The following is a 24,995-nucleotide window of genomic DNA, read 5'->3' on the forward strand; positions in this document are numbered from 1 at the left end:
TATCGGCGAGATTGATCTTGAATGGCGAGAGGACCCCTGTCGACGCCGCGAGGGGCAGCCGGGACCCGGCTGCCCCTCGCGGTTACTCCCTTTGTGGGACTGGCGTTCCTCAGGTCACTCGGCGGCGGATCCACCAGACGCAGAACCCGGTCAGGGCCAGGGCGAGACCGACGTAGAGTCCGGTCTCGGCCCACTGAAGGGCCCAGAAGTTTCCGGCGGGCTGGTACGTCACCTGCTGCTTGTAGCCCAGGGCGCCGAGGTCGGCGACGCAGCGCTCGACCTGCTGCAGGGTGGGCGGGCCCGACTCGGTGCGCAGGCAGTCGGCGAAGGATGACGGCACGGGGGCCGGCTGACCGGCGGCGTTCAGCGTCTGCTGCGAGGTGACCCAGGCACCGGGCACTTCGGGGTGCGCGACGATCTGCTCGGCGCCGTCCTGGATGCTGATGGGGGCGCCGCCGGGCTCGATCGGCACGATGGTCCGGTCCGCGGCTGCCAGGTGGGCCCGGATCCACATCGGCACCACGATCTGGACGGCGGCGTAGACGGCGAATGTGGTGGCCATCGCGGGCAGGGTGCGGCGGATGACGAGGCCGAGGGCGACGCCCAGGGCGAAGGCGAAAGCGGCATGGGCCATGGGGACCACACCCCGTGCGGCGAAGGCCACGGGGTCGAGCCGCGGGAAGTACGTGTCCGTCGCGCCACCGCCGTTGACCGCCCGGTCGATGGGGCTGCTCCACCAGCTCACCGCGAGTGCGGCCAGTCCGGCAGCGGTCATGGAGGCCGCCGTACCAAGGCCCAGCTTGGTCGCCAGCCAGCGGGTGCGGGTGACGCCCTGGTTCCACGCAAGGTAGTGGGTGCCGGTCTCCAGTTCACGAGCGATCAGTGGAGCGCCCCAGAACATCCCGATGACCGCCGGCACGGCGAGCACGACCAGCAGTCCCACGTAGTAGACGGTCTGGTCCGAACTGGAGACCTGGTCCACCAGGCTGCTGCCGACAGCCCGGTAGAGGTCCGCCAGCTGCGGGCCGGTGACCGCGAGGGCGGCGGCGAGGGCGGCCACCGCGGCGAACATTACGGCGGCCTGGGTGCGGAACTGGCGCCAGGTCAGCCAGATCATCGGAGTACCTCCAGTGCGGGTCGGGTGTCACGAACCGCGTCGGCGGGCCGGGTCATGTAGGCCAGGACGATGTCTTCCAGACTGAGCGGGCTGACGGTCCAGGACGGATCGTGGACCGCAGTGTCGGTGCGCACCAGGAGGGTGGTCTGCCGTTCGGTGTGGCTGGCGGTGATGACGTGCTGACCGGCCGGGAGCGTGTCCGGGTCCCGGCGCGGTCCGGTGAGCCGGTGGTGGCAGGCGACCAGGTCGTCGATGTCGCCGGCCACCTGCACCCGGGAGCCGACCAACACGATGACGTAATCGCAGGTCCGCTCCACGTCGGAGACCAGATGGGAGGAGAGCACGACGCTCAGCTCGTGCTCGGCGACGGCCTCCATCAGGTCCTGCATGAACTCCCGTCGGGCGAGCGGGTCCAGCGCCGCGACCGGCTCGTCCAGGATGAGCAGCTCCGGGCGTTTGGCGATGCCCAGGGTGAGAGCGAGCTGCGCGCGCTGGCCGCCGGACAGCTTGCCGGCCCGCTGCTTGGGGTCCAGACCGAGGCGACGAATCCGGTCGCGCGCCACGGCCTCGTCCCAGTTCGGGTTGAGGCGCTTGCCGAAGTCGAGGTGGTCGGCGACGCTCAGCGCGGAGTAGGTCGGGGTGTCCTGGGCGACGAAGCCGACCTTGGCCAGCTGTTCCACACCCTCGGCAGGACGGCCACCGCACACCTCGGTGGTGCCGGCCGTCGGGGTCAGCATGCCGGAGGCCAGGTTCAACAAGGTCGACTTGCCGGCGCCGTTGGGGCCGACCAGGCCGACCACCCGGCCAGCGGGGACGTCCAGGTCGCAGTTCTGCAGCGCCCAGCGCTGCTTGTACCTCTTGCCCAGGCCCTGAGCTCGCAAGACAGCGCTCACGCTACGTCCTCTCCGGCGGCGTTACGAAACGTGTTCACGAACAGCGCCTCGATGCTCTCGTCGTCGAGCCCGGCCAGGCGGGCCTTGGTCAGCCAGCGCTGCAGGTCCTTCTGGAGCGGCCCATGCGCGGCGAGCGAGGCGTCGGCCAGCGTCCGGGTCACGAACGTGCCTACGCCGGGACGGGCGGCCACGAGACCGTCGTACTCCAGCTCGCGGTATGCCTTGAGCACCGTGTTCGGGTTGACCGCCATCTGCTTCGCCACGTCCTTGACCGTCGGCAGCCGGTCTCCCTCCTTCAGCAGACCCAGGCGCAGTGCATGCCGAACTTGCCGAACCAGCTGCTGATACGGGGACAAGCCGGACCGGCTGTTCAGGTGGAACTCAATCACCGGTTCCTCCATTTATCTAGTTGCCTAGCACTATAGCCCTCTGCGACACCCATTCGGCAAGGCATGCACTGCGGGCGCCAGCCGCCGTCCGCGCAAGACACACGGCTACCGCACTCCGGCAGAGGTCTACGCTGACCTTCTGAACAGCGGTGATGCGCTGACCGCTTGAACCCGCCACTGTCTGCCGACACTCATCCGCGTGATCAAATCCGCAGGTGGGCACTGTCGACAACTCGCGTCGGAAATCAACGTCGGTGAACGGTCGTCGGAGTAGTTTCCGACAATGCTTCTTGGCTACTGCCGCACTTCGACGGCGGACCAGAACCCCGACCACCAGATCGACGCGCTTCTCCGCAACGGCGTCGACCGCGACAACATCCACGTCGACGTCGCCAGCGGCGCGAAAGCCTCCCGCCCCAAGCTCAACCTCGTCATGCAGCTGATGCGCGAGGGCGACACCTTGAAGGTGACCCGGCTCGACCGTCTCTCCCGTTCCGTCCTGCACCTGGTCACCCTCGGCGCCGACCTACGCGAGCACAGCATCGGTCCGCACGTCATCGAGCAGGGCATCGACACCACCACCATGGAAGGCCGCGCCATGTTCGGCATGCTCAGCGTGCTCGCTGAGCTCCAGCGAGAGCTGATCGTGGCGAACACCAACGACGGGCTCGCCTCCGCGCGGGCGCGCGGCCGGGTCGGCGGGCGCCGCGCCAAACTGACTCCGGACCAGGCCGAACTGGCCCAGCAGCTCTACGACGCTCGCGAGAAGACCGTCCAGCAGATTGCCGACATGTTCGACGTCCCCCGCTCCACGGTCTACGGACACCTCGACCGCGACAAGACCGTGCCCCGCCAGCCGAAGAAGACCGCCGCGGCAAAGCCCTGAAAGCTACCGGCGGGTTACTTGCTCCCTGGTGTCCGAGCCAGGCCGTGTATCGGAAGTGGATCTCGAACGGTGCGGCGAAGGTTCAAATCGCGGAAATGCTGACCTCGGACGCCTACGGGACCCTCGCGAAGGTCCTCGGGGCGTTGCGGGCGCACGACACCGAAACGATCGAGCACCTCGCGGATCCCCGTATCCGGAGCGGGAGTTGGCTCCCGGAGGGTGCCATGCCCGGGAAGGGCATCTACGCGCACCCCGCAAGCACATCGAACACCTGGAAGGAGGTGCCGTAGAGGGCCGCCAGAACGGCGCTGAGGGGCCTGTGACCGTACGGCTGGGCACCCGGCTCGACAACGTACGCAAACGCGCCGGAAAGCTCACCGAACAACGCCGTGCGGACCTCGACGAGCTCGGCATGCGCGGGTAGACGCGGGCAGGAAATGCAGCCGGGGAGATCCAGGAGACGGGGCTGGCGGGACTTCGCCGGGGTCCAGGCCGCTACTCCTTCCAGCTTCCCGACCTGCCCGGCGGCCTGCGGCCCCTGCACACGACAAGGACGCCGCCGACGACGAATCAGTGGCCAATGACGGGCACCGGTCAGTGCGGGCTATGGCAGTTCGGGGCGGTACAGCCGTGGTGGCCGGCGCCAGCGTGCGGTCCGGCCCAGGTCGCGCTGGCGAAGGCCACCGTGGCCGTGGCCGCCCTGCTGCGGGCCGCTGGTTGCGAGCCGAAGCGTCCGCCGTGTCAGGGCACGGTGATTACGATCTTGCCGCGCGCGTGGCCGGTGGCGCTGACGTCATGAGCTGTGGCGGCCTCCTTCAGCGGGAACACGGCGTGCAGCGGGACGGTGAGGCGGCCGTGGTCGGCGAGGTCGGCCGCCAGCGGTAGTCCTGCCCAGCCCGGCGACTCTCCAGCTTCGGAGCGGGAGAACCGCACTCCGTGCCGGTCGGCGTCGAAGTCCGCGATGGTCACCACACGGTGCGGGTCGCCGGCGATGGCCACCAGTTCGGCAAGAGAGCCCTTACCAGCCGCGTCCAGAACCACATCGACACCGAGCGGAGCCAATGGGGCAAGGCGATCGGCCAGCCCCGCCCCGTAGGTGACCGGTACGACGCCGAGCTGGGCGAGGAAGCCGTGGTTGCCTTCGCTCGCGGTGCCGATCACGGTGAGGCCGCGGGCCTGGGCGAGTTGCCCGGCGATGGTGCCGACGCCTCCGGCGGCACCATCGATCAACAAGGTCATGCCTTCGGCGGCTTCCAGTGCGCCCAGTACACGTGTGGCCGAGTCGATATTGCCCGCAGCGCCACCCGCTTCCTCGAAAGACCATGACCGAGGCTTGGACGCCCACGCCTCCAGCACGGCGTACTGGGCCGCGGCGCCTCCCTGATCCATGAAGGGGACAAGGCCGAAGACTGCATCCCCCACGGCGGTGCCGGTCACCCCCTCTCCCACCTCGTCGACGATTCCCGCGGCATCCATGCCGGGTATATGGGGGAAGTCCACGGTGGCGATGTCCCGCAGCATCCCTGAGCGCAGGTACCAGTCAGCAGGGGTGACGCCGGTGGCACGCACCGCGATGCGGACCTGACCGGGCCCGGCGTGTGGCTCTTCGACCTCCTCGACGCAAAGGACCTCGGAACCGCCATAGCGGTGGTATTGCACAGCAAACACGGAAAACCTCCGTACACGTGGCACGTCGTTCAGCAGGAGAACTCGCAGCCGCTCACCTCTGCGGCAGAGAGCTGACCGCGGGGCACCGCGGCACCAGGTCACGCTAACCCGCTAAACGGTCGCCCTCTTCCGTTTGTGATTAAGTGGGAGACATGCCTGCCCAACTGTCTCGGAACCCGCCCACCTCCGCCTCCGGCACCCCCGCCCCGGGGCAGCGAGCCGACGCCCGGCACAACCGCGCCCGGCTCCTCCAGGCCGCCCGCGAGGCTTACGCCCTCAACGGCACCGACGTATCTTCCAGCGCAATCGCCCGCAGAGCAGGCGTGGGTGCCGCCACCCTCTACCGGCACTTCCCGACACGCGGCTCGCTGATCACCGCCGCGTTCTCCGAACAACTCAGCCAGTGCGTCGCAGCCCTCGACGAGGCCCTTCAGGACGACGATCCCTGGCACGGACTTCGCAACGTCCTCACCAAGGTGTGCACGATGCAGGCCCAGGACCGCGGGTTCAGCGCCGCGTTCCTCTCGCAATTTCCCGACGCGCCCGACGTCCATCGCGAGCGTGCCCGCGCCGAGGCATCCCTCGCCCAGCTGGTACAGCGTGCGAAGGACACCGGACAGCTGCGCAAGGACTTCGACCCCAGCGACGTCACCCTCCTGCTCCTGGCCAACAACGGCGTCGTGCGAGAGTCCCCGGCGGCCTCCATGGCCGCATCCCGCCGCCTGCTCGCCTACTTCCTCCAGTCCTGCCTGCCGACGGACGGCACACCCCTGCCCCAACCCGCGCCACTCCGCCTTGACGACCTCTACAAGCCACCGCATCGAACGGAGTGACCGCCGGCGTCCGCCCGGGGGCACACGCCCCTGACGTGAATGTTCCTCACAACCTGTTCCTGAACCGTGCTGCTGATGGGGCCGGGGTTCGTGCAAAGGATGCTCCCGCGGTCTGTCGGATTCTCGATGCGGGGCGGTGTCTCCCGCTCAGGGGCTGGCGTGGTCACAGCGAACGGGCATGTATGACACTGGCGTGATGGATCAGCTTGAGCGGACCGTCGAACTCGTCCGCGACACCGTAGGACCGGAGCTCGTCGGCGCGTACCTGCACGGGTCTGCCGTACTCGGGGGGCTTGCCCCGGCCAGCGATCTGGACGTCCTGGCCGTAATTCGCGGGAGTTTGGGGGACCGTCAGCGGCGTTCGCTGCTGGAGGGTCTGCTGGAGATCTCCGGCCTGACCCCCGCGGTCCGACCGGTTGAACTCACCGTCGTTGTCCAGTCCGAGGTCCGCCCCTGGAGGTTCCCGCCGACGGGGGACTTCCTATATGGCGAGTGGCTGCGGGAGGAATTCAGGGCGGGTGGGATTCCGCAGCCCGGCCCGATGCCGGACCTGGCCCTGGTGATCACGATGGTTCTGGCGGGTGACCGCCCACTGACGGGCCCGCAGCCTGCCGAGGTTCTCGCCCCAGTGCCGCATTCCGACCTCGTCCGGGCAAGCGTCGCGGGGATCCCCGAACTCCTGGCCGAGCTGGACGAGGACACCCGGAACGTCCTGCTGACTCTCGCACGCATCTGGACCACCCTTGCAACGGGCGAGATCAAACCGAAGGATGCAGCCGCCGACTGGGCTCTGACCCGCCTGCCCCCGCAACACCGCCCCGTCCTGGAACACGCAAGGCACCTGTATCTCACCTGTCACTACCAGGACGAGACGTGGAGCGATGAGCTGAAGTCCCAGGTCCGCCCACATGTCGAAGACGTGCTCACCCGAATCGATAGTCTGCGCCGCAGCCAGGAGTGAACGGGCGGGACGGCTCCAACCGTCCGCTCTGCATACCGCGCGGAACGAGGCGAGTCCGGACCGGACCGTGCGAAAGTTGAAGAATCCGAACATCAGCTCGCCGATCTCATGTGCTGCCAACCGCCACGCTCGCCACCGCCAGAGACTCCGGCGGGCGGCGGAGGAGGGGCTACGCAGCGACGTCACCTCTGTCCGCCCGCAACCAGTGACCACAGCGCCGGCGCCCCGGTTGACTAGAGGACGCCTCCGTTGGCACGAATGTTCTGGCCCGTATGCCATCGTCCGTCCGGCCCCGCAAGGAGGGCGACCACGTCCGCCAAGTCCTCGGGCTGGCCGAGGCGTCCGAGCGAGGTCATTCCGATGGCCATCGCCAGCTTCTCCGGCTCGTTGGCCGCGTGGGCGGCGTGTCGTAGGTCCCGCCACCCCGCGGACACACTCTCGACGGCAGGATCGGTGGTTCCGCGATCCCCAACACCTCGTCCGGAACAATCCAACACAACGCACCCCGCCCCATGGCCAACCCAACGTGGGATCACCACACAGGGCACAGCTTTAATCAGTTTTTTTCGTAGTTCTCAATCGATACGATCAGTCCAGCAGCGGGCGAAGTCTGAACAGACTGGCTGTGGCTGAGGCGATCCCCCACGGGACGCGAGCGCCCTCGCCCGCTCTCGTTCAGCCCACCGCCACAGCAGTCCTGGAATTGGGTGCTGTCGGCGCCGAGAGAGGACCCCCGTGAGTGGGACCGCACATCCCAGCCCCGAACTCCGCGCACTGCGCGATCGAGTGACCGCTCCGTCGTCGATCGCGCTGCCCACGGCCGGTGACGGGCTCACCTGGAGATCTGCCACCGCCGCCGACATCGACCTGATCCTGGACCTGGCGCGTGCCGCCGGAAAGATCGACCATCCGCGCTCGCTGGTGACGCGGGATGAGCTGGAAGAGGAGTTCAGGAGCGAGGTCTTCGACCCCGAGCGCGACGCGGTGATCGCCGTCGACGCCGCCGGGCGGGCCGTCGCCTACGGCTCGGCCACGGCCCCGGCGAGCCAGGAGACGATCGTCTGGGTAGAGCTCGACGGAACGGTGGTTCCGGACCGCCGCCGCGAAGGCATCGGCACAGCGCTGCTGGCATGGCAGGAGGCCCGCGGACTTCAGCATCTCGCGGCGAGCGATGCCGTCCTGCCCGGGTGGCTCGCCTCAAGCGCGCAGGACCACGCCACCCCTGCGATCCGGCTCCTGGAAGCACACGGCTACGATCGCGCCCGGTGGTGGCTGGAACTGGAACGCGACCTCGCCTCGCCGGTCGCCGAGCAGCCGCCCGTCCCAGGAGTACGGCTTGTGGCCTACAGCGCGGAGTGGGACGAGTGTGCCAGGACCGCGATGAACGACGCCTTCCGCGACCACTGGGGCAGCCAGCCGACCACCGCCGCCGAATGGGCCGCCGGTGACCGCCTGGAAGCATTCCGCCCGGACCTGTCCGTACTCGCCGTCACCCCCGACACACACGGTGGAGAACGCGTCGTCGGGTTCGTCTTCGTCGACGTGGCGCCGGACGAGTGGCCGCTGCGCGGCAGCCCGTTCGGCTACGTCACAGCCGTCGGCGTACGGCGGGAGGCACGGGGGCAGGGGCTGGCTCGCACACTGCTGGCCCACGTACTGCGGGCGCTGCGGGCCGAGGGGCTCGACCACGCCGTACTCGACGTCGACGCCGAAAGCCCCACCGGCGCCCTCGGTCTGTACCAGAGCCTCGGCTTCACCGTCACCGACCGCGCGGTCAGTCTCGTCAAACGCTTCTGACCTCCCCCGACCACGACGAGCAGAAAGCACCCACCATGTTCCCTTCCGCCATCACCGACTTCTGGCTGACCCCCTCCCCGACGAGTCGGCTCCTCCACGAGGACGACGTCTTCAGTGTCACTGTCGACGCCGCACTCGACGAGGACGAACGACTCACCATTCTCACGACGACCGATGGGAAGACGCGCGTTCTGCTCGCCCCGGCGGTCGCTGAGGCAGTGGGCCTGGAAAGCGGGCAGCCGGTCGACGAAGCGGGCTTCCGGCAGCAGCTGGAAAAGTCCGGCATCCCGCTCCACGGGGCCGACAACCTCTTCTACTTCACCGACGAGGCCCGGGAGACGTTGCTCGGCGAACCGGACGCCCCTTCAATCCGCCCGCTCACCGAGGCCGACGCAGACGTGTTCGGACAGTTCGAGGAAGCGGCGTCGGAACAGGATCTCGACGACGCCTCCGTCGAGCTGGACCACTGGGCGGTCTACGGAGCGTTCGAGGACGGGCAGTTGGTGTGCGTGGCGAGTATGTACCCGTGGGACGACGCGCCGCTGGCCGACCTCGGCGTGCTGACACTCCCGCCGTACCGGGGCAAGGGCCACGCCCGGCGCCTCGTGCGCGCGATCTCCCGACACGCGCTCGCACGGGAACACGAGCCGCAGTACCGCTGCCAGCTCGACAACCACGCCTCGGTGGCGGCGGCCGCATCAGCTGGCCTGACCCGATTCGGAACCTGGGACATCGTCTCACCCGACGCCGACGCGTAGACACCGCCCGCCCGTTCCAGGAGTGGACCGGCGCCCGCGAAAGCGATCACCAGCAGACCCAAGAAATAACGGAAGGACCCACACAGAAAGCCCGGCAACAGCACATCTGTGAAATGGAGTGCGGCCCGGTCGGCGGGCCGCACTCCAATGGGACTGCGTTGCAACATCACACCAGCCGAGGAAGACCATCGAAGGCTCGTGGCGCGCCGGTGGGACTACAGCAAACGCCGGAGCAGGCCGGCCGGCCACCGACCACGAAGGCGATCAAAGAGCTGGTGCTGCGGCTGGCCGCAGAGAATCCGCGTTGGGGATGTCGCAGGATCCAAGGCGAGCTCGCGCGGCATGAAACCCCACTGTCACCTATCCGCGCAGCAGCCCCCTGCTCCCCGTAGAGGTGGGCCGACGTGGCGAGAGTTCCTGACGGCGCAGGCCGACGGCGTCATCGCCTGCGACTTCCTGCACATCGACCTGGTCGATCTTCGCCGGCTCTACGCGCTGGTCCTCCTCGAGCACGGCACGCGCCGCCTGCACATCGCTGGTGTGACCGCGCGTCCGACCGCGCAGTGGACGGTCCAGCAAGCCCGCAACCTCGCCGTCGACCTGCGCCTGCGCTTGGAGTCGCTGCGCTTCTTGGTCCGCGACCGGGACCGCAAGTACACCGAGTCCTTCGACGCGGTCTTCGCGTCCGAGGGCATCGAGAGCCTGAAGACGGCGCCGCGGGCCCCACGGATGAACGCGCACTGCGAAAGGGTCATCGGGACACTCCGGCGCGAGGCCCTCGACCACCTGCTGCTCCTGAACGAAGCCCACGCTCGACGCGTGCTCGACGTCTACGCCCTCCACTGCAACGGCCATCGCCCCCAGGCCTGGGGGCAACTTCCTCCCCTCGCCCAGGAGCACCGGGCGCCCTCGACCGACTTGACCGCGCACCGACCCCTCCGCACCCGAGTACTGGGCGGCGTCATCAACGAGTACAGATACGCGGCTTGACCAGCAGCGATGATTTTCTGAACGGCACAGGTCCACCACCCCGTCCAGACCTAGATCCCGCCCCACACCAGCCCCTCTCGCACGCCCCCGTGATCGCCATTCGGGCTGGACGGTAGAGGCGCCGAGGTGCACCGGACACGCATAGCCGCGAATCCTCTCATTGGGACGGGCGGACCTGGTAAAAGCGCCGGAATTCTGTCCAGCATCCGGCCAGTTGATCACCGATCCTGAGAAAATTTGACAGCTCAGCGAAGATTCCGCCCGCGAACAGGAGCTCCTCGAACGTGGCGGACTCGGCGACGCGGCCCTCGTCGAGGACGACGACGCGGTCGGTGATGCGGGCGTTCTCCAGGTTGTGGGCCGTGCGAGGGGGACAGAAAGTCCCCCTCGCACGAAGGGTCGGGCTGCTAGATGCCGAAGGGGGCTGCGTAGCGGACGGTGCCCCCTTCGAATCAACGGCAGCCCCAGCCCGGCCCCTGCGGCCGGTCCCCGTCCGGCGGGTTTCGTCCGAGGGGTGTGTCGGGGCTGAGGAGCGGGGTGGTTGCTGTGACTGGTCAGGGAGTGATGGCGTACTCGGTGAAGTGGCCGCAGGCGGTGAACCCGAGGCGGCGGTAGACGGGTTCGCCGTCGGCGGATGCCTGCAGCACCGCGGTCTCGTAGTCCGCGTCGCGGGCGGTGTGCAGGGTGGCCAGGGTGATCGCGCCGCCATAGCCACGGCGGCGGTCGGTGGCGAGCGTGGCGATGTTGTAGATCCCGGCAACGCCCGCATGCAGGAAGACCTCGGCCGAGCAGACGGGACGGCCGTCGACGTAGCCGACCAGGTAGCGGGCGGGGCAGTCGGCGGTGAGCGCTAGGTCGGCGGCGTCGGCGAAGAACCGGCGTACCGTAGCGGCGGGCGGGTTCCAGTTCGCAGCGAGGACCGTGGCGTAGTCGGCGAGTTGCTCCGGAGTGGTCACCAGGCGAATGTCCAGGCCGTCGGCGTGCGCCTCGGGGAGAGGGCCGCGCAGGTCCTTCCACATGCCCGTCTCGGTCTCCGACGCCTCCAGGCCGGTGGCCTGGAGGCACTCAGCAAGATTACCCGGTGTGGAGGCAGGGCCCACCCACCAGGAGAAGGGGCGGCCCGTGGCGGCCAAGGTCCGGGCCACCTCCGCGGTGCGGGTCGGGGCGGTGGCCGGGGTGAAGCGGGCCGCCGCGACGATGTTGAAGGTGTCGTCGGCGAGACCGCTGTCGGCGATCAGCAGGTCGCCGGTCTCGGTGACGGACGCGCTTTCCAGGTTCCGGTGCAGGTGGCAGGCGTGCTCGGCGAGATTCCGCTCCATCGCGAGCAGAAGACCGGATTCATTGATCGATGGGAAATTTATCGGATTCATAGTGATTTATGGCAGCATTCCGGCTGGGGTACTTGCAAGTACTTTTCCGTGCCTGTGAACGGGCCGTCCAGGGCTGCCCATTGACGCAGAATGATCACGTTGGCGGTGAAGGTGAACTCGGGGTGCGATCCCGAAGCTGCCGCCAAGTGTCGCGTAGCTGCCGCGACTTCCTGACGACGGCACAGGAGATCGGCCCTTGTGTGACGAAGGGCATCCCGGCCGGGGGCGGGGCGGTACCACTGCGGTGACCGGTGTACCGCCCCGTTCCGGACCTGAGTTGCGCCCGTTGGGCCAGCGTGCCCCTCCGCCTCTCCCTGAACCGGAGAGTTGCGGCGACCGCTGGAATGGATGGATCCGGGAGACGGATCTTTCGCACGACGCGATCAGATCCGGAAGGTCCGTACGACGAAGGTCTGTCCGGCGACCGAGGGCCAGCTCGCCCAGCTCTGGTCCGCGGCCAGGGTGGGCGCACCGACTCCGTCCGGCAGGCCGACGGCGGTGGACACTACGCGCAGTGGCAGGGGGCCCTTGCCGCGGGTGCGGATGACGACGTCGATGCCCTCGGCGGGCGGGGCGGCGTAGCTGAAACTCCAGCCCCAGTCGCCCTGCGGGCGCTTGGGCCCGCCGGTGAGCTTCGCGCCCTCGACCGTGGCGTCGAGGATCTGGTGGGCGCCGGTGCCGGCGTGGACAGCGATGGTGTGGGCGTCGGCGGGGGCCTGGATACGGACCCGAACCGTACGTACACCGTCAGCCTCGGTGCTTGAGACGTTCGCGGTACGCGGTGCGTCCAAGGGGGCAGCCTTGGCCACCCCGTTCGCGAGCACGGCATCGTCCAGCGCGGGGACGCGGTCTTCGAAGCGAGCCGGATCACCCGTGAGGAACTTGCCGACGGCGGGCTGGGAAGTGTCGCCGTCGCTGACCCAGGTGGCCTTGCCCGTGTCGGACTCCAGAACGTAGCCGAGGCTGACCGGCCGGGGTTCATCGGCGCTGTAGCCGTCGAGGGTCGTACCCACGACCAGCGTGCCCGCACCTGCCACAGCCGTCGCGAGCATCCCGACGGTAAGCGCACGACGTGAGGGAAGAGGCTCCAGGAGGCTCAGCAGCACCGCTGCGAGCAGTGCCGCGAGGACCAGCGGCGCGGCGATGAGCGACAGCCCCAGAGCGGGCAGCAGCAGGAGTACGACCGGTAGGACGAGCGCCACAACCGGCAGGGCCGTCACCGCTCCGGCCACCACCCGCCAAGGGGAGTCCGACCGTGTGAACCGCAGCGTCACAGCGAGAACCGCCAGTCCGATCAGCGCCGGCCAGGTGAAGAGGTAGGCGCCCCCGGGCAGCAGCACCGCGCAGACCACGGCGAGCATCGCGAACCAGCCGAGCACACCCGCCACGATGTCCAGCGGCGACGCCTTGCGACGGGCCCAGCGGTACCAGGCGACAAGCAGCACCAGGAGCAGCAACGCTCCGCCCCACGCGTACCGGCCGAGGTGGTGGACGCTGCCCTCGCTGAGCGCGAAGTCCGGCCGGGCCAGGCTCAGCGCCGACCACCCGGCCAGCCCGATGACCGCCGCACCGATCAGCGTGAGGGGGAAGGTCAGGGCGGCCCGTCCGGCACCGAGGGGAGACAGACCTCGGCTCCGGCCGAACCACAGCAGCAGCGGCACACCCAGGAGGGCCGTCAAGGCGAGCGGCAGGGCCAGCCATGCCGGGTAGGACACGACCGTGCCGAACAGGGAGAAGTACGTGGCGTCCGGACCGCTCTGCGAGAGGTCCGTGCCGCCGAGCTGGCGGACCGCTCCGAGGGCCGCGTCCCCCATGTCCTGCACGCTCGCGGCATCGAGCCGGGAGATGCTGTCGTGGCCGGTGTGGTAATGCGCGGAGCCGTCCATGAAGGCGAAATTGAGTCCGCGCATCCCGGCCTCGTCGAAGACCGTCAGGTCGGTGTCGTTGGGCAGCCGGTCGTAGATCGCGGCGGAGAACGACGTGGTAACCGCACCGGAAGCCTTCACGGCGGAGGTCAGACCGGTGCCCGCCATCTGGAACATCATGACGGGCCCGGACGTACCCCGGCCCTCCATGTTCACCACGACGGTCTGCCGGGGAGCAGCGGCACGGTACGTACTGGCCTCCGCGTCGACGAAACCTCGCGAGCCGAGGAGCCCGTACTCCTCGCCGTCGGTGAAAAGGATCTCGACGTCGTTGCGGAGCTGCGCTCCGGCCTTGAGGACGCGGGCGATTTCGAGGATCGCGGCGACGTTGGAGCCGTCGTCGCCGGCGCCCGGGGCGATCGGCACGGAGTCGTAGTGGGCGACGAGGAGGACCCGGCCGGTGGGCTTCTTGCCGGGGATCGTGGCGTGGACGTTGGAGACGGAACCGACGATGGCCGGGCTGTCTGCGTCGGAGGGGGCGACCCGGGTCTGGACCTCGGGCCTCAGCCCCAGCTTCCGCAGCTCACCGACGAGATACTCCTGTACGTCCGCCTGCGCGGCCGAACCCGCCGGGTGTGGGACCTTCGCGATGTGGTCGAGCTGGGCGACCGCACGGGCCGCCGAGAAGTCACCAGTGGGGGCGGAGGCCGGCCGGGGCTCAGATATGCGCAGCGGCAGCAAGGCCGCGATGCCGGTGAGGAGCAGCAACAGGAAGGCGGCCAGAGCCGGCACTCGTCTGCGCATCGTGGTCGGAATCTGCACGGATATACCTCATAGCGGGAGTGGGTGGGACAGCGGGCCGGTACGTGCCGGGGCCGCCGCATTCGATTGCGACGATCGGCAGCTCGGTGGTGTAGCGCTCCTCAGCGCTGTCGCGCGGCCCGAGCGGGTTGGTGTCCGGGATCAACTCGGAGTCGGTGAAGCAGTTCGAACCGGTCTCGGTGGTCCTGCGGATCGAAATAAACGGAATCGTCATCGAGTTGCTGCATGCCATTCGCATTCGGGCCGCCCGTGGCTACGGACTGCTCGTACGCCTTCTCAACATGGTCGCGACATTCAGCGGTCCGACGGACAGGCGCCTCAGGGTGACGAACCCGAAGTGCTGGTAGAGCGCCACATTGCCGGGGTCCGCGGTGGTGAGGAAGACCCCGGCCGTGGCTGATGTGTCGGCCAGCAGACGGTCGAGGAGACGCCTCCCCGCCCCGCGGCCCGCAGCGCCGGGAACCACCCCGATGAACTCCAGCGTCCAGGCACTCTCGGGCGCACCGGCTTCGGTGAGGTCGAGATAGCGCAGGGTCCGCTGCACGGACCGGGGTCCGCAACGCGCGAGTGTACGGGCCGCCCACTGCGCCTGAGCGGCAGGTGAGAGCCGAGCTCCGGGCGGGGTGAGGACGGCGGCCGCGATGGGGCGGCCGCCGTCCCCGGTCAGGGCGTAGCGGCGCGATCCGGGAATGGTGGCATCGGCGCGCAGGGTGGCGTCGAACCAGTTCTCCCTGGTGGCGGACGAACTGCCGCAGATCCAGGAGGTCGCCGACTCACGGGCAAAGGCATCGGCCAGCGCACCCACGCAGGCGTCCACGGGCGGGCAGTCGTCGATCTCCGACCCGTGCGGAGCTGTGTCCGGGAACTGTGGGTCGTTCATGGTTCTCCTTCATCAACACTTGCTCGATTCAAAACCGATCGTATAGCTTTCGATCGTAACGAACTAGAGAGGAAGAGTGAATGAAGATCCTGGCACTAGGCGGACCCGGCGCGATGGGGGCGGTGGCGGTGCGGGTGGCGGCCGGGCTGCCCGAGGTGACCGAGATTGTGGTGGCCGACAAACGCCTTGAAGCGGCCCATAGGCTGGTACGCCACCTCGCCGGTGCCGGTGGTGCGCCCATGCGGGCCCTGCAGGTGGACGTGACCGATGACTCCGCCCTCCGCGCCGCAATGGCCGACGCCGACGTCGTGCTCAACACCGTCGGCCCGTACTACCGCTTCGGCCTGACCGTGCTGCGTGCCGCGATCGCGACCGGTACGCACTACCTGGACATCTGCGACGACTGGGAGCCGACCCTGCAGATGCTCGATCTGGACGAGGAAGCACGGTCCGCCGGGGTCTGCGCGGTGGTGGGCATGGGCGCCAGCCCCGGAGTCAGCAACCTGCTGGCCGCACGCGCCGTCCAGCAGCTGGACCACGTCCAGGACCTGTACACCGCATGGCCCGTCGATGTGTCCGGCAACGACCAGGACGACGAGCAGCTGCTCGACCCCGACGGGCGGCCCAGTGCCGCCGCCGTGCACTGGATGGAGCAGATCAGCGGGAAGGTGGCCGTCGTCAGCGACGGACAGCTCGTACACCGACGGCCGCTCCGTCCGGTCACGCTGGCCCTCTCCCCCGAGCACTCCGGAACGGCGTACACCGTCGGCCATCCCGAGCCGGTCACCCTCCACCGCAGCTTCCGCCCGACCGGCGAGGCCGCCAACCTCATGGTCATCACCCCAGGCACACTGGCCTACCTCGACGTCCTTCGCCGCGACATCGACGCCGGCAAACTCACCAACGAAACCGCCGCCACCGACCTGGCCAAACCCTCGGTTTCCCGCGGCCTGCGGGCCGTGGCAGGCGCCATGGGCCTCAAGGGCCCCCGGTCGCTGCCGCCGTTCTTCGCCGCAGCCACGGGTACCCGCAACGGCAGGCCGGTCACCGTCCTGTCCCGCCTCGCCGAGACGTCCGGCATGACCACGCTGATCGACGACATGGCAGAGGCGACCGGAATCCCGCTGGCCCTGGGGCTCGCCCAGCTTCTCGACGGCACCGGCGGCCGGCCCGGCGTACACCCTCCCGAGGCCGTCATCGAACCCGAGCGGTTCTTCCTCGACCTGTCCCACCACCTGCCCCACACCTCCAACAACGACCACCCCGGCAACTGCGTGATCACCACCGTCACCCCGAGCCGCTGAAACGAGGAGATACCGGTGAAATCACTGGAACCAGGAGTCGGCGTGCATACAGCGGAATTCGTCGAGGTCGGGGGGCTTCGCGTCCGTTACGCGGCGACGGGCACCGGCCCGCCCGTGATCCTGCTGCACGGACTGGGCCGCAGCCTGGAGGACTGGGAGCCGCTGCGGGCCGCTCTGAGCGGGTACCGGCTGATCGCCATCGACCTCGCGGGCTTCGGGCAGTCCCAGGCCCTGCCCGAGTGCCGCCTCGCGGCACTGGCCCGGCACGTCGAAGGAGCCTTGGACGTGCTCGGGGTCCCCTCGGGCGCCCATGTGGTGGGCAATTCGCTTGGCGGAGCCGTCGCGATGCGGCTCGCCGCTGATGCCCCCGCGCGGGTGGCGTCATTGGCACTGCTCAACAGCGCAGGGTTCGGCCGCGACGTCACCTGGACCCTGCGCATCCTCGACCTTCCGCTGCTCTGGCGGCTGCTTCTGCGTCCCCATGCGGACAGCGCGCTGCTGTCGGAGCGCTCCATCTTCTACGACCCGGCCTTCGCCACACCCGAACGGGTCGCCCTGGCACTCGCGCTCTCCCGTCGCGAAGGGGCGGCACGGACGTTCCGGCGCCAGTCCCATGCCCTCGGTTCGTGGCGCGGCGTACGCCACGGCTGGCGCGAGGAGCTGCTCACCGAGGTCTCGGCGCTCGACATCCCCACGCTCGTCGTCTGGGGCACCCACGACAGGATCCTGCCGGCCACCCACCTCGTGAACGCCGCGACCGCTCTCCCCCGGGCACGCACCCACCTGTTCTCCCGGACCGGCCACATGCCGCAGATCGAGCGCGTCGACGAGGTCGCCGTCATGCTCGGCTCGTTCTGGGACAGGCCATAGCTTGATCTTTAACCTCGGGGCCCGAACGAGTCCTCGTACTTGATCACTCGGACCGGTAACTGCCGTACGTGCAGGCGGCCTTCGTCTGAGCATGTGATCCGACCAAGGAACACACAACACTCAGCACGAAGGCCGTGGGAATGAGTCTGTCGCATCGCGTCGTACGGCAGGATCCGTTTGCGGAACTGTCACGCTTCCGGGGTGAGTTCTATTCCTGTCTGACCAGGCGGGCGGATGCGTTGTTCGAGCTCGCGGACGCCGTGTTGTGCGCCGATGGTCCGGTCCGGTCGCTGGTGGAGCTGTCGCTGGTGGGCGAGCATCGTCGCGGGCATGGTGGGCTCTACGACGCTCTGGCCGCGGGCGAGGTCGATGTGGCCCGGCTTCGGCGGGCCCTGACCGCGGTGCCTCTGCCGCGATCGGCGGACGGCCGGCTGGTCCTGGCCGCCGATATCACCTGCTGGCTGCGGCCCAGCGCGCACACCTCACCGCAGCGGATCCTGTGTCACACCTACGGGCGGGGCAAGGACCAGCACATTCCCGTGCCCGGCTGGCCGTACTCGGTGATCTGCGCACTGGAGACGGGCCGCAGTTCGTGGACGGCGCCGCTGGACGCGCTGCGTCTGGCCCCGGGGGATGATGCTGCCACGGTCACGGCCGGGCAGATGCGTGAGCTCGTCGAGCGGCTGATGGCGGCCGGGCAGTGGAAGGACGGCGATCCGGACGTTCTGATCGTGGTGGACGCCGGATACGACGTGCCACGGCTGGCCTTCCTGCTGAAGGATCTGCCGGTGCAGGTGCTGGGCCGGATGCGTTCGGACCGCGTCCTGCGCCGTGCAGTCCCGCCCCGCGAGCCCGGCGCCCGGGGCCGCCCGCCCCGCCACGGCGGCGAGTTCGTCTTCGGCGACCCGACCACCTGGAACACACCCGACGCGCAGACGGTGACCGCAACCCGTCTCTACGGCACCGCCACCGCACGGGCCTGGGACCGGCTCCACCCGAGACTGACCCACCGCTCGGCCTGGACCGCCCAGCTGGGCTCCCTGCCGGTCATCGAGGGGACCGTGATCCGCCTGCAGGTCGAGCACCTGCCCAGCGGCGCGACACCGAAGCCGGTGTGGCTGTGGTGGTCGGGCACCGACGCCACCGCCACCCAGGTCGACCTGCTCTGGCAGGCATTCCTGCGGCGCTTCGACATCGAGCACACCTTCCGCCTCTTCAAGCAGACCCTGGGCTGGACCTGCCCCAAGATCCGCACCCCCGAAGCAGCCGACCGCTGGACCTGGCTGATCCTCGCCGTCTTCACCCAGCTACGTCTGGCCCGCCCGCTGGCAGCCGACCTCCGGCGGCCGTGGGAGAAACCGAGCCCGCCCGACAGACTCACCCCCGCACGAGTCCGCCGCGATTACCGGCACCTCCGCCCCAAGGCAGCCTGTCCCGCCGGAGCACCGAAATCCTCCCACCCCGGCCCAGGCCGGCCACCCGGCCGCAAGAACACCCGGCCAACCCCACGCCACGACGTGCACACGGTCGGCAAAACGGCCCCCGCAAAGCGACGAACGAAGAAGCCAACGACCCCACGTCCACGCCGCACAGGTTAAAGATCAAGATAGGTCCCGAACCACCCCCGGTTCAAGCGAGGAGGGAGCTTCCACGGCACCGCGGGGCGTGACCCGCCCCGACCTCGGTACCCCGGGTGCTTGTACCCGCCTCCGACAGGTGCGACGGCGTGAAGGGGTGGCGCTCCCCGCGACGCTCGGATCGCCCTCGTGTTGGAGCACTGCTGCCGGGACAGCGGACTGGACGTCGGCGTGGAATCCACGCGCCAGGACACTGTACGAGCGGCCCGGATACCGTCCCGTGTATACCGAGCGCACTTCTTGGCCGCGCGGCCTGCAGAGGTGCGGCTCGGCACCACGATGCGCCGCACCCTTGGACGTACCAGAAAGGCCCGCCACTTCATGACCGACTCGCTCCACACGCCGACAACGCCCGTCCGGGTCCCCACCCGCATGCTGGTCGAGGCTCTGATCCGTACCGACCACACGGTCGACGCCGGCGAGCTCTACGCCACTGCCGACCTGCTCGGCATGACCGACCAGCAGGTACGTCTGTGCATCAAGCGGCTCGTAGCAGAGGGGCGCTTCGTCCAGGAAGGCAGGGGGCGCAAAGCACTGCTCCGGGCGACCGGCGCTACCGTGCAGGCCCTGGGGCCGGACGTCGAGTTCGTCGCGCACGCTTTCCGGCAGGACGCGGGCCTCGCCCCTTGGGACGGCATCTGGCACCTGGTCGCCTTCGCTGTACCCGAAGACACCCGCACGGCGCGCGACACACTGCGCACTGTTCTCACCCGGCTTGGTGGCGCCCCCGTCCAGGGCGGCCTCTACGTCAGCGCCAACGCATGGGAACCCTACGTCGAGGACGAGGCTCGCCGGCTCGGCATCCACGGCCACCTCACCCTCCTCACCACCGACGACCTGCGTCAGGGCGATGTACGCGATCCGGCCGCGCTTGCCCGCAGCCTGTGGCCGCAGGACGAGATCGCCGATGGCTATCGGCAACTCGCTTCCGTGGCCGAGCCGCGGCTGCGCCGACTCCAGGACGAGGCCGCCCCCTCCTCGCTCCAGCAGCTGACCATCGCGGTCGAACTGGCCGCCGAATTCAGCCGTGCGATGGAGCCCGACCCTCTACTGCCGCCCGAACTGCTCCCCCGGCCCTGGCCGGGAACCGAGGCACGTCGGCTCGTCGCACAGTGCTGGCAGCTCCTGGACCGGCTGGGGCAGTCCGGCACAGCGGCGGAGCAGCACGTCCGCCTGTTTCGCCTTTACGACGACGCTGTCAGGGGGACCAAGTCCGCAGAGCAGCGCCGCGACGGATGAGCACGGAGCCGGGTACCGGATGCGTGATGCGGGACGTGAGAGCCGTGTACCGGCCGGGCCATTCCTCGTCGTAGGGAATGACTTTGAGCTGCTCGACCGCAGGGGCACGCGGCCGAGGATGCCGGTGCATGTGTCGCTGTCCGTCAGACACTCAAGGGTCGTGCGGTCCTCCGGCTCCAGCCGGTCCCGATCTGATCGTGCAGCCGGCTCAGGTGCATCTGCAGATGCTCGCACGCCGACATTCCGAGGGGTGACGGGAGGTCGGTGAAGAAGCTGCGTGTCCCGCTGGGGATGAGCCCGGCCCGGGCGAGCATGGCCGGCCAGTCCTCCACCGTCCTGACCGATCCGGGCAGTTGGTCGCGCATGTCGCCGAAGGCTTCCTCGGCGGCGTCCAGGCGGGCTTGCAGGCCTGGACGCCCCATGCCGATGTCACGGGGCAGAAATCGCGGGGGCAGCCCGCTTCCCGCGACGGCAACGAGCCCGCCGGGCCGCAGGCAGCCGGCCACGGAGCGCAATGCCGCTTCCTGGTCCCCGATGCGGTGGAAGCCGTTTCGGATCCAGATCAGATCCGCGGAATCCGGCGATCCGAACTCACCCGGGGACTTCCTCAGGCGAGTGACGACCCGACCTCCTATTCCTTGCGCCACCGCGCGCGAGCGGACCCTCTCCAGGACGCCGGGCGACTGGTCGACAGCGACAACCTCGGCGTCCGGAAAAGTGTGTGCCAACAGACACGTGACCACCCCCGGCCCGCTGCCGATGTCCAGCACCCGGTGGACGGGCGTGCATCCGCCACCGTTGGTCCGCAGCAGATCCCGCAACCAGTCCATCGTCTGTGCGAGGGCGGGAGCCTGCAGGCCTGCCTCACGTTCCTGGTGCACACCCAGCACGTCCCACTCGATGTCCTGATCGTGATGTGCGTTCATGAGTCCTCCAGTTCCAGCAGCACGGACGGCGTGCACTACCTGCTCGGCGCGGCGGCGCCCGGGCCGAGCAGGTAGTGCACGCCGGGGCTCAGCGAAGGAAGGGTGCGAGGCTCCGTTCCAGGAGGGGCTTCGGGGCGGCACCCGTCCACGTCTTCACAGGAGTGCCGTCGGCGTAGACGACGAAAGCGGGGTTCGAGGAGATGCCGTGCCGACCCGCCAGTCCGGGCTCCTCATCGACATTGACCTTGACGACGTCCAGGACACCCGCGTGCTCGGCGGCGACCTGCTCGACGATGGGAGTGACCCTGATGCACGGCCCGCACAACTCGGCCCAGAACTGGACCAGGACGGGGCGCTTCGCCTGCAGCACGCGGGCGGGAAACGTCTGCTCGGTGACACTGTCCACGGAGCCTGCGGACTTTGCCGCCATGGTGAACTCTCCCTTGTTGGTGTGTTCGTGTATGTGTACGGTTCCTCCCGGCCGGCCGGGAACCGCATCCGCCCGGACCGGCCGGCGAAACGACCGGGGGTCAGCCGGACGAGGCGGTTCGTGGGACCGGCCGCGGCAAATGCTGCGGCGCCCGGGACGAAGAGCTGCCGTACTTCACGGCACGCTCGACGTCCTCCGCGACCAGGTCATGGTTGAGGGCGGACGCGGCCGCCGCCCCCTGCCCCGCAGCGGTGATTACGAGCGCCTTCGCATCGGACACGTTGCCGACCGCCCACACCCCGAACACGCTGGTCCGGCCCGCATCGTCGGTGGTCACCCAGCCGTTGGGGTCCCGCTCGCACCCCCAGGCCGGTGAGCAGGGTGTCGTGGGGCACCATGTGCTGGTAGACAAACACCGCGGAGCGGGGGACGACATGCCCCTCGACCAGCTCGACACCGCGCAACCGGTCGCCGTCCGTCACTAGACGCTTGACGGTCCCCTCGGCGACGACGATGCCGCGGGCGGCCAACTGCTCGCGCTCCTCCGCACCGAGGTCCAGGGTGTGCGCGAAGAAAACGACGTCGTGCGACCACTGCCGCAACAGCAGCGCGTGCCGCACCGCGCCGGGGTGGGTACCCAGCACCCCGATTGGTTGGTCGCGCACCTCGTACGCGTGGCAGTAGGGGCAGAACAGCAGGTCCTTGCCCCACCGTTCCCGCGCGCCGGGGATCGCGGGGAGCTCGTCCCGCAGTCCGGTGGCCACCACGACCCGGCGGGCGCCGAGCACCGCACCACCGTCCAGACGAACGGAGAAGCCGGGGTCGATCTGATCCACATGGCTCTCGAACAGGCCCACCCCGTAACCGGCGACCTCGGCCCGGCCCACCGCCAGCAGGTCGGCCGGGGACATCCCGTCCCGGGACAGGAAACCGTGCATATGCGCGGCGGGAGCGTTGCGCGGCCCGCCCGCATCCACCACCGCGACCCGGCGACGGGCCCTGGCCAGGACCAGAGCCGCACTCAGACCAGCCGCACCCGCACCCACAACCACCACGTCGTACGCACCATCGTCAAAAGTGCCGCTCTTCGCGTTGTTCGTCGTACCGCTCATGGCGATCACCTCCACCCCGAGCGTGTACCACCGATCAGCAGGCCAACAAAAAGCCTTGCCATTTTCGCAAACTCCGCCGCCCGGCGCGTATACCGCCGGGATGTCCCGCACCCCTGGCCGCCGGAGTAGATCATGTACGCCCGCGACGGCCGGGCGTGCGCAGCAGCAGGCCGAGCGAGATCAGGCCGGCTACGGCCGCCAGCAGCGTGGACCAGAACCAGAAGTTCACCCAGGTATCGGGGACTGGCAGCAGCAGCACCAGCACGGCTGGATAGAGGATCAGCAGCCGGCGCAACCGGCGCTCCGCACCGAGCTGTTCACGCAGACGCCCGCAGGCTCCCCCGGCCGCCGGGCCCGTTCGCCCGGCGGGTATCAACTCGTCGGCGATGGTCCGCCGCCACGTGTGCACGGTGGCGCCGATCATCGTGAGCAGGAGGCCGAGCCCCAGTAACTGGAACCAGTCGGGCACTCTAGGGTGACTGGGCGTGGTGAACAGCAGCATGGGCACCGAGAACAGGACTGCGCTCAGCGCTTCGGCAGCGAAGAGGCGGGTGGCCGGAGTACGGCTCAGCGCGGTGGGCACGATCAACTCCCTGAGCGGGCCCCTCCGGCCGCTGCGGGCACGAGGACGCGTCACGATCCTGGACTCACCCTTCAGAGTTCCGTGCGGCCCGGCCTGACGGCTGCGGACGCGGCGGGGCGGCGCCCTCCGCCGTCAGCACGTACTGCCGCGGGTCGAAGGCTCGCGTGCGACGACGGAATCGCCATGTCGGTTCGGGCCAGATGGACGTGATACGACCGGTGCGGTCCTGGTACCAGCCGACGCAGCCGCCGGCGGCCCAGACGGTGGGCTCCATCCGGCTCTGCAGCTCCGCGTTGAAGGCGTACTGGGCCTCGGCACGCACTTCCACGGCGGTCAGGCCCCGGCTGCGCATCAGCCGCAGGCAGCTGAGCAGGTAGTCGATCTGCGACTCGATCATGTAGATGAGGCTCGTGTGCCCCACGCCGGTGTTGGGACCTGCCATCAGGAAGAGATTGGGGAATCCTGCGACCGTGGTGCCGAGGTGGGCCTGCGGGCTGCCTTCCCAGACCTCGCTCAGGGACCGTCCGTCGGCGCCGACGACCTGCTGCGCGTACGTCGCGTCAGTGACGCGGAATCCGGTTCCGTAGATCAGCACGTCCACCGGGTGCTCGGCGATGGCATCTCCGTCCCGCGCCTCGGCGGTGGGCGCGGTGAGCACCGCATCGGGCCCGACGCTCGTGATCGGATCAGTGACCACGTCGACGTTGGGCTGGCCCAAAGCCGGGTAGTAGTCGTCGGACAGCAGGACCCGCTTGCAGCCCAGTCCGTAGTCCGGGGTCAGCTTGGCCCTCATTCCCGGGTCCGCAACCTGACGGTGCAGATGGCCAAGCGCCTCGCGTTGACCGAGTGCGGACATGGTGCGGTTGCCGAGCAGAGCGGGCAGCGTCGCCTCCCGGGCCAGATACTCCCAGCCGCGAGCCAGTCGCTGCACCGGCGGCGCCAGCCGGAACAGACGTTGCTGCCACAGCGGGATGACCCGGTCGCGCCTCGGCGCGATCCAGGGAGGCGTGCGCTGAAAGACCGTCACCTGCCGTGCCGTGCGCTGCAGGTGAGGGACAAACTGGATTGCGCTCGCGCCGGTCCCGATCACTCCCACCCGCTTGGTGCTCAGATCCAGGTCGTGCCTCCACTGGGCGGAATGGAACGCCTCGCCGATGAAGCTGTCGAGCCCGGGCAGCGAAGGAACGGCCGGTTCCGACAGCGGGCCTTGGGCCAGTACCAGCAGCCCGGCGGTGAGCGGACCCGTGCTGGTCCGCAGGTCCCAGCGTTGCCGCTCGGAATCCCAGGTAGCGCGTTGCAGTTCGCAGCCGAGCCGCAGATTCGGCGTCAGGTCGTACTCGTCGACGCAGCGCCTGAGGTACTGCCCGATCTCCTCGCGCGGAGCGAAGCGCCGACTCCACGCGGGATTGGGCGCAAAGGAGAACGAGTACAGGCGCGAGGGAACGTCGCAGGCGCACCCGGGATAGGTGTTGTCCCGCCATGCGCCGCCGACCTCGTCGGCCCGCTCCAGTATCAGCACATCCCGGTGGCCCTCCTGCAGCAGCCGAATGGCCGTACCGAGCCCTGAGAATCCCGCGCCGACGATGACCACGGATACGTGGCGTCCGCTCATAGCATCCCCCTGCACGGGGCCGTGAGCCTGCGGCACGGCCCCCGGTCCGCGCG

22 protein-coding genes and 2 pseudogenes are annotated in these 24,995 nt (G+C 69.2%); 11 read left to right on the forward strand and 13 right to left on the reverse strand.

Annotation, left to right across the window (positions count from 1 at the left end):
- Window positions 1–109: 109 nt before the first annotated feature.
- Genes OHA19_RS41170 through OHA19_RS41180 form a run of 3 tightly spaced genes read right to left on the reverse strand, consistent with a single transcriptional unit; the run spans window position 110 to window position 2,411 of the window.
- Complete coding sequence (locus tag OHA19_RS41170; RefSeq protein ID WP_331754328.1) at window positions 110–1,117, reverse strand: transporter; 1,008 nt, start codon at window positions 1,115–1,117, stop codon at window positions 110–112.
- On the reverse strand, window positions 1,114–2,010 hold the full coding sequence (locus tag OHA19_RS41175; protein ID WP_331754331.1) for an ABC transporter ATP-binding protein: 897 nt from the start codon (window positions 2,008–2,010) through the stop codon (window positions 1,114–1,116). The genes OHA19_RS41170 and OHA19_RS41175 overlap by 4 nt, the downstream gene beginning before the upstream one ends.
- On the reverse strand, window positions 2,007–2,411 hold the full coding sequence (locus tag OHA19_RS41180; RefSeq protein WP_331750065.1) for a GntR family transcriptional regulator: 405 nt from the start codon (window positions 2,409–2,411) through the stop codon (window positions 2,007–2,009). Before OHA19_RS41180 ends, OHA19_RS41175 begins: the two co-directional genes overlap by 4 nt.
- Window positions 2,412–2,682: 271 nt before the next feature.
- Between OHA19_RS41180 and OHA19_RS41185 the strand changes: the two genes are divergently transcribed.
- Together OHA19_RS41185 and OHA19_RS41190 are read left to right on the forward strand one after the other, a co-directional pair.
- Window positions 2,683–3,285 carry a recombinase family protein gene (locus OHA19_RS41185; RefSeq protein WP_331750063.1) on the forward strand — a complete coding sequence of 201 codons (603 nt, stop codon included), beginning with the start codon at window positions 2,683–2,685 and terminating at the stop codon, window positions 3,283–3,285.
- A 95-nt stretch (window positions 3,286–3,380) separates the two neighbouring features.
- Window positions 3,381–3,575, forward strand: coding sequence for a hypothetical protein (locus OHA19_RS41190; RefSeq protein ID WP_331750806.1), 195 nt, complete (start codon window positions 3,381–3,383; stop codon window positions 3,573–3,575).
- Between the two features lie 451 nt (window positions 3,576–4,026).
- Here the strand turns inward: OHA19_RS41190 and OHA19_RS41195 are convergent, their stop codons facing one another.
- Window positions 4,027–4,953 (reverse strand): NADP-dependent oxidoreductase, encoded by a 927-nt coding sequence (locus tag OHA19_RS41195; RefSeq protein ID WP_405753459.1) that lies wholly within the window; start codon window positions 4,951–4,953, stop codon window positions 4,027–4,029.
- 152 nt (window positions 4,954–5,105) lie between these two features.
- On the opposite strand from OHA19_RS41195, the gene OHA19_RS41200 reads away from it, so the two are divergent.
- Entirely contained in the window at window positions 5,106–5,786 is a 681-nt protein-coding gene (locus OHA19_RS41200; protein WP_266695752.1) for a TetR/AcrR family transcriptional regulator, read from the forward strand.
- A gap of 196 nt (window positions 5,787–5,982) precedes the next feature.
- Window positions 5,983–6,747: an aminoglycoside adenylyltransferase family protein gene (locus OHA19_RS41205; RefSeq protein WP_405722679.1), complete on the forward strand. Its 765-nt coding sequence runs from the start codon at window positions 5,983–5,985 to the stop codon at window positions 6,745–6,747.
- Window positions 6,748–6,980: 233 nt separating this feature from the next.
- Here OHA19_RS41205 and OHA19_RS41210 read toward each other — a convergent pair whose 3' ends face one another.
- Window positions 6,981–7,295: an SDR family oxidoreductase gene (locus OHA19_RS41210; protein WP_405753461.1), complete on the reverse strand. Its 315-nt coding sequence runs from the start codon at window positions 7,293–7,295 to the stop codon at window positions 6,981–6,983.
- A 187-nt stretch (window positions 7,296–7,482) separates the two neighbouring features.
- Between OHA19_RS41210 and OHA19_RS41215 the strand changes: the two genes are divergently transcribed.
- The 3 genes and pseudogenes from OHA19_RS41215 (at window position 7,483) to OHA19_RS41225 (ending at window position 10,292) form a co-directional block, all read left to right on the forward strand.
- Entirely contained in the window at window positions 7,483–8,544 is a 1,062-nt protein-coding gene (locus OHA19_RS41215) for a GNAT family N-acetyltransferase (RefSeq protein WP_331750056.1), read from the forward strand.
- 35 nt (window positions 8,545–8,579) lie between these two features.
- Entirely contained in the window at window positions 8,580–9,302 is a 723-nt protein-coding gene (locus tag OHA19_RS41220; RefSeq protein WP_331754336.1) for a GNAT family N-acetyltransferase, read from the forward strand.
- A 108-nt stretch (window positions 9,303–9,410) separates the two neighbouring features.
- Window positions 9,411–10,292: pseudogene (locus OHA19_RS41225) on the forward strand (integrase core domain-containing protein).
- A gap of 554 nt (window positions 10,293–10,846) precedes the next feature.
- On the opposite strand, the gene OHA19_RS41230 reads toward OHA19_RS41225, so the two are convergent.
- From OHA19_RS41230 to OHA19_RS41240, 3 genes are all read right to left on the reverse strand, one after another.
- A complete protein-coding gene (locus tag OHA19_RS41230; RefSeq protein WP_331754707.1) occupies window positions 10,847–11,611 on the reverse strand; it encodes a GNAT family N-acetyltransferase in 765 nt (254 codons plus the stop codon).
- 434 nt (window positions 11,612–12,045) lie between these two features.
- Window positions 12,046–14,349: a M28 family peptidase gene (locus OHA19_RS41235; RefSeq protein ID WP_331754339.1), complete on the reverse strand. Its 2,304-nt coding sequence runs from the start codon at window positions 14,347–14,349 to the stop codon at window positions 12,046–12,048.
- 253 nt (window positions 14,350–14,602) lie between these two features.
- Window positions 14,603–15,229, reverse strand: coding sequence for a GNAT family N-acetyltransferase (locus OHA19_RS41240; RefSeq protein WP_331754343.1), 627 nt, complete (start codon window positions 15,227–15,229; stop codon window positions 14,603–14,605).
- An 80-nt stretch (window positions 15,230–15,309) separates the two neighbouring features.
- Here OHA19_RS41240 and OHA19_RS41245 point away from each other — a divergent pair, with 80 nt between their 5' ends.
- The 4 genes from OHA19_RS41245 (at window position 15,310) to OHA19_RS41260 (ending at window position 20,279) form a co-directional block, all read left to right on the forward strand.
- Window positions 15,310–16,533, forward strand: a complete 1,224-nt coding sequence (locus OHA19_RS41245; RefSeq protein WP_331754346.1) for a saccharopine dehydrogenase NADP-binding domain-containing protein — start codon at window positions 15,310–15,312, stop codon at window positions 16,531–16,533.
- 42 nt (window positions 16,534–16,575) lie between these two features.
- The gene (locus OHA19_RS41250; RefSeq protein WP_331754349.1) at window positions 16,576–17,403 is read left to right on the forward strand and encodes an alpha/beta fold hydrolase; all 828 of its coding nucleotides are present in this window, start codon (window positions 16,576–16,578) and stop codon (window positions 17,401–17,403) included.
- 140 nt (window positions 17,404–17,543) lie between these two features.
- A complete protein-coding gene (locus OHA19_RS41255; protein WP_331749007.1) occupies window positions 17,544–19,001 on the forward strand; it encodes an NF041680 family putative transposase in 1,458 nt (485 codons plus the stop codon).
- A gap of 360 nt (window positions 19,002–19,361) precedes the next feature.
- Window positions 19,362–20,279, forward strand: a complete 918-nt coding sequence (locus tag OHA19_RS41260) for a PaaX family transcriptional regulator C-terminal domain-containing protein (protein ID WP_331750036.1) — start codon at window positions 19,362–19,364, stop codon at window positions 20,277–20,279.
- Between the two features lie 143 nt (window positions 20,280–20,422).
- On the opposite strand, the gene OHA19_RS41265 is transcribed toward OHA19_RS41260, so the two are convergent.
- The 5 genes and pseudogenes from OHA19_RS41265 to OHA19_RS41285 all read right to left on the reverse strand — a co-directional run bounded on the left by OHA19_RS41265 (window position 20,423) and on the right by OHA19_RS41285 (window position 24,942).
- The gene (locus OHA19_RS41265; protein WP_331750033.1) at window positions 20,423–21,205 is read right to left on the reverse strand and encodes a class I SAM-dependent methyltransferase; all 783 of its coding nucleotides are present in this window, start codon (window positions 21,203–21,205) and stop codon (window positions 20,423–20,425) included.
- Between the two features lie 88 nt (window positions 21,206–21,293).
- The gene (locus tag OHA19_RS41270) at window positions 21,294–21,635 is read right to left on the reverse strand and encodes a thioredoxin domain-containing protein (protein ID WP_329595518.1); all 342 of its coding nucleotides are present in this window, start codon (window positions 21,633–21,635) and stop codon (window positions 21,294–21,296) included.
- Between the two features lie 100 nt (window positions 21,636–21,735).
- Window positions 21,736–22,747: pseudogene (locus OHA19_RS41275) on the reverse strand (NAD(P)/FAD-dependent oxidoreductase).
- Between the two features lie 130 nt (window positions 22,748–22,877).
- A complete protein-coding gene (locus tag OHA19_RS41280) occupies window positions 22,878–23,330 on the reverse strand; it encodes a hypothetical protein (protein WP_331754353.1) in 453 nt (150 codons plus the stop codon).
- A 64-nt stretch (window positions 23,331–23,394) separates the two neighbouring features.
- Window positions 23,395–24,942 (reverse strand): flavin-containing monooxygenase, encoded by a 1,548-nt coding sequence (locus tag OHA19_RS41285; protein WP_405722669.1) that lies wholly within the window; start codon window positions 24,940–24,942, stop codon window positions 23,395–23,397.
- Between the last annotated feature and the right edge of the window lie 53 nt (window positions 24,943–24,995).

Origin of the sequence: Streptomyces sp. NBC_00012 (genome assembly GCF_045040875.1) — a bacterium.
In the GTDB taxonomy this organism is placed as follows: domain Bacteria; phylum Actinomycetota; class Actinomycetes; order Streptomycetales; family Streptomycetaceae; genus Streptomyces.

Bases quoted from the DNA above. Each gene is read 5' to 3' on its own strand.
- OHA19_RS41170 (WP_331754328.1), bottom strand. From the start codon at position 1,117: ATGATCTGGCTGACCTGGCGCCAGTTCCGCACCCAGGCCGCCGTAATG.
- OHA19_RS41180 (WP_331750065.1), bottom strand. From the start codon at position 2,411: ATGGAGGAACCGGTGATTGAGTTCCACCTGAACAGCCGGTCCGGCTTG.
- OHA19_RS41185 (WP_331750063.1), top strand. From the start codon at position 2,683: ATGCTTCTTGGCTACTGCCGCACTTCGACGGCGGACCAGAACCCCGAC.
- OHA19_RS41190 (WP_331750806.1), top strand. From the start codon at position 3,381: ATGCTGACCTCGGACGCCTACGGGACCCTCGCGAAGGTCCTCGGGGCG.
- OHA19_RS41200 (WP_266695752.1), top strand. From the start codon at position 5,106: ATGCCTGCCCAACTGTCTCGGAACCCGCCCACCTCCGCCTCCGGCACC.
- OHA19_RS41205 (WP_405722679.1), top strand. From the start codon at position 5,983: ATGGATCAGCTTGAGCGGACCGTCGAACTCGTCCGCGACACCGTAGGA.
- OHA19_RS41220 (WP_331754336.1), top strand. From the start codon at position 8,580: ATGTTCCCTTCCGCCATCACCGACTTCTGGCTGACCCCCTCCCCGACG.
- OHA19_RS41230 (WP_331754707.1), bottom strand. From the start codon at position 11,611: ATGGAGCGGAATCTCGCCGAGCACGCCTGCCACCTGCACCGGAACCTG.
- OHA19_RS41240 (WP_331754343.1), bottom strand. From the start codon at position 15,229: ATGAACGACCCACAGTTCCCGGACACAGCTCCGCACGGGTCGGAGATC.
- OHA19_RS41245 (WP_331754346.1), top strand. From the start codon at position 15,310: ATGAAGATCCTGGCACTAGGCGGACCCGGCGCGATGGGGGCGGTGGCG.
- OHA19_RS41255 (WP_331749007.1), top strand. From the start codon at position 17,544: ATGAGTCTGTCGCATCGCGTCGTACGGCAGGATCCGTTTGCGGAACTG.
- OHA19_RS41260 (WP_331750036.1), top strand. From the start codon at position 19,362: ATGACCGACTCGCTCCACACGCCGACAACGCCCGTCCGGGTCCCCACC.
- OHA19_RS41265 (WP_331750033.1), bottom strand. From the start codon at position 21,205: ATGAACGCACATCACGATCAGGACATCGAGTGGGACGTGCTGGGTGTG.
- OHA19_RS41270 (WP_329595518.1), bottom strand. From the start codon at position 21,635: ATGGCGGCAAAGTCCGCAGGCTCCGTGGACAGTGTCACCGAGCAGACG.
- OHA19_RS41285 (WP_405722669.1), bottom strand. From the start codon at position 24,942: ATGAGCGGACGCCACGTATCCGTGGTCATCGTCGGCGCGGGATTCTCA.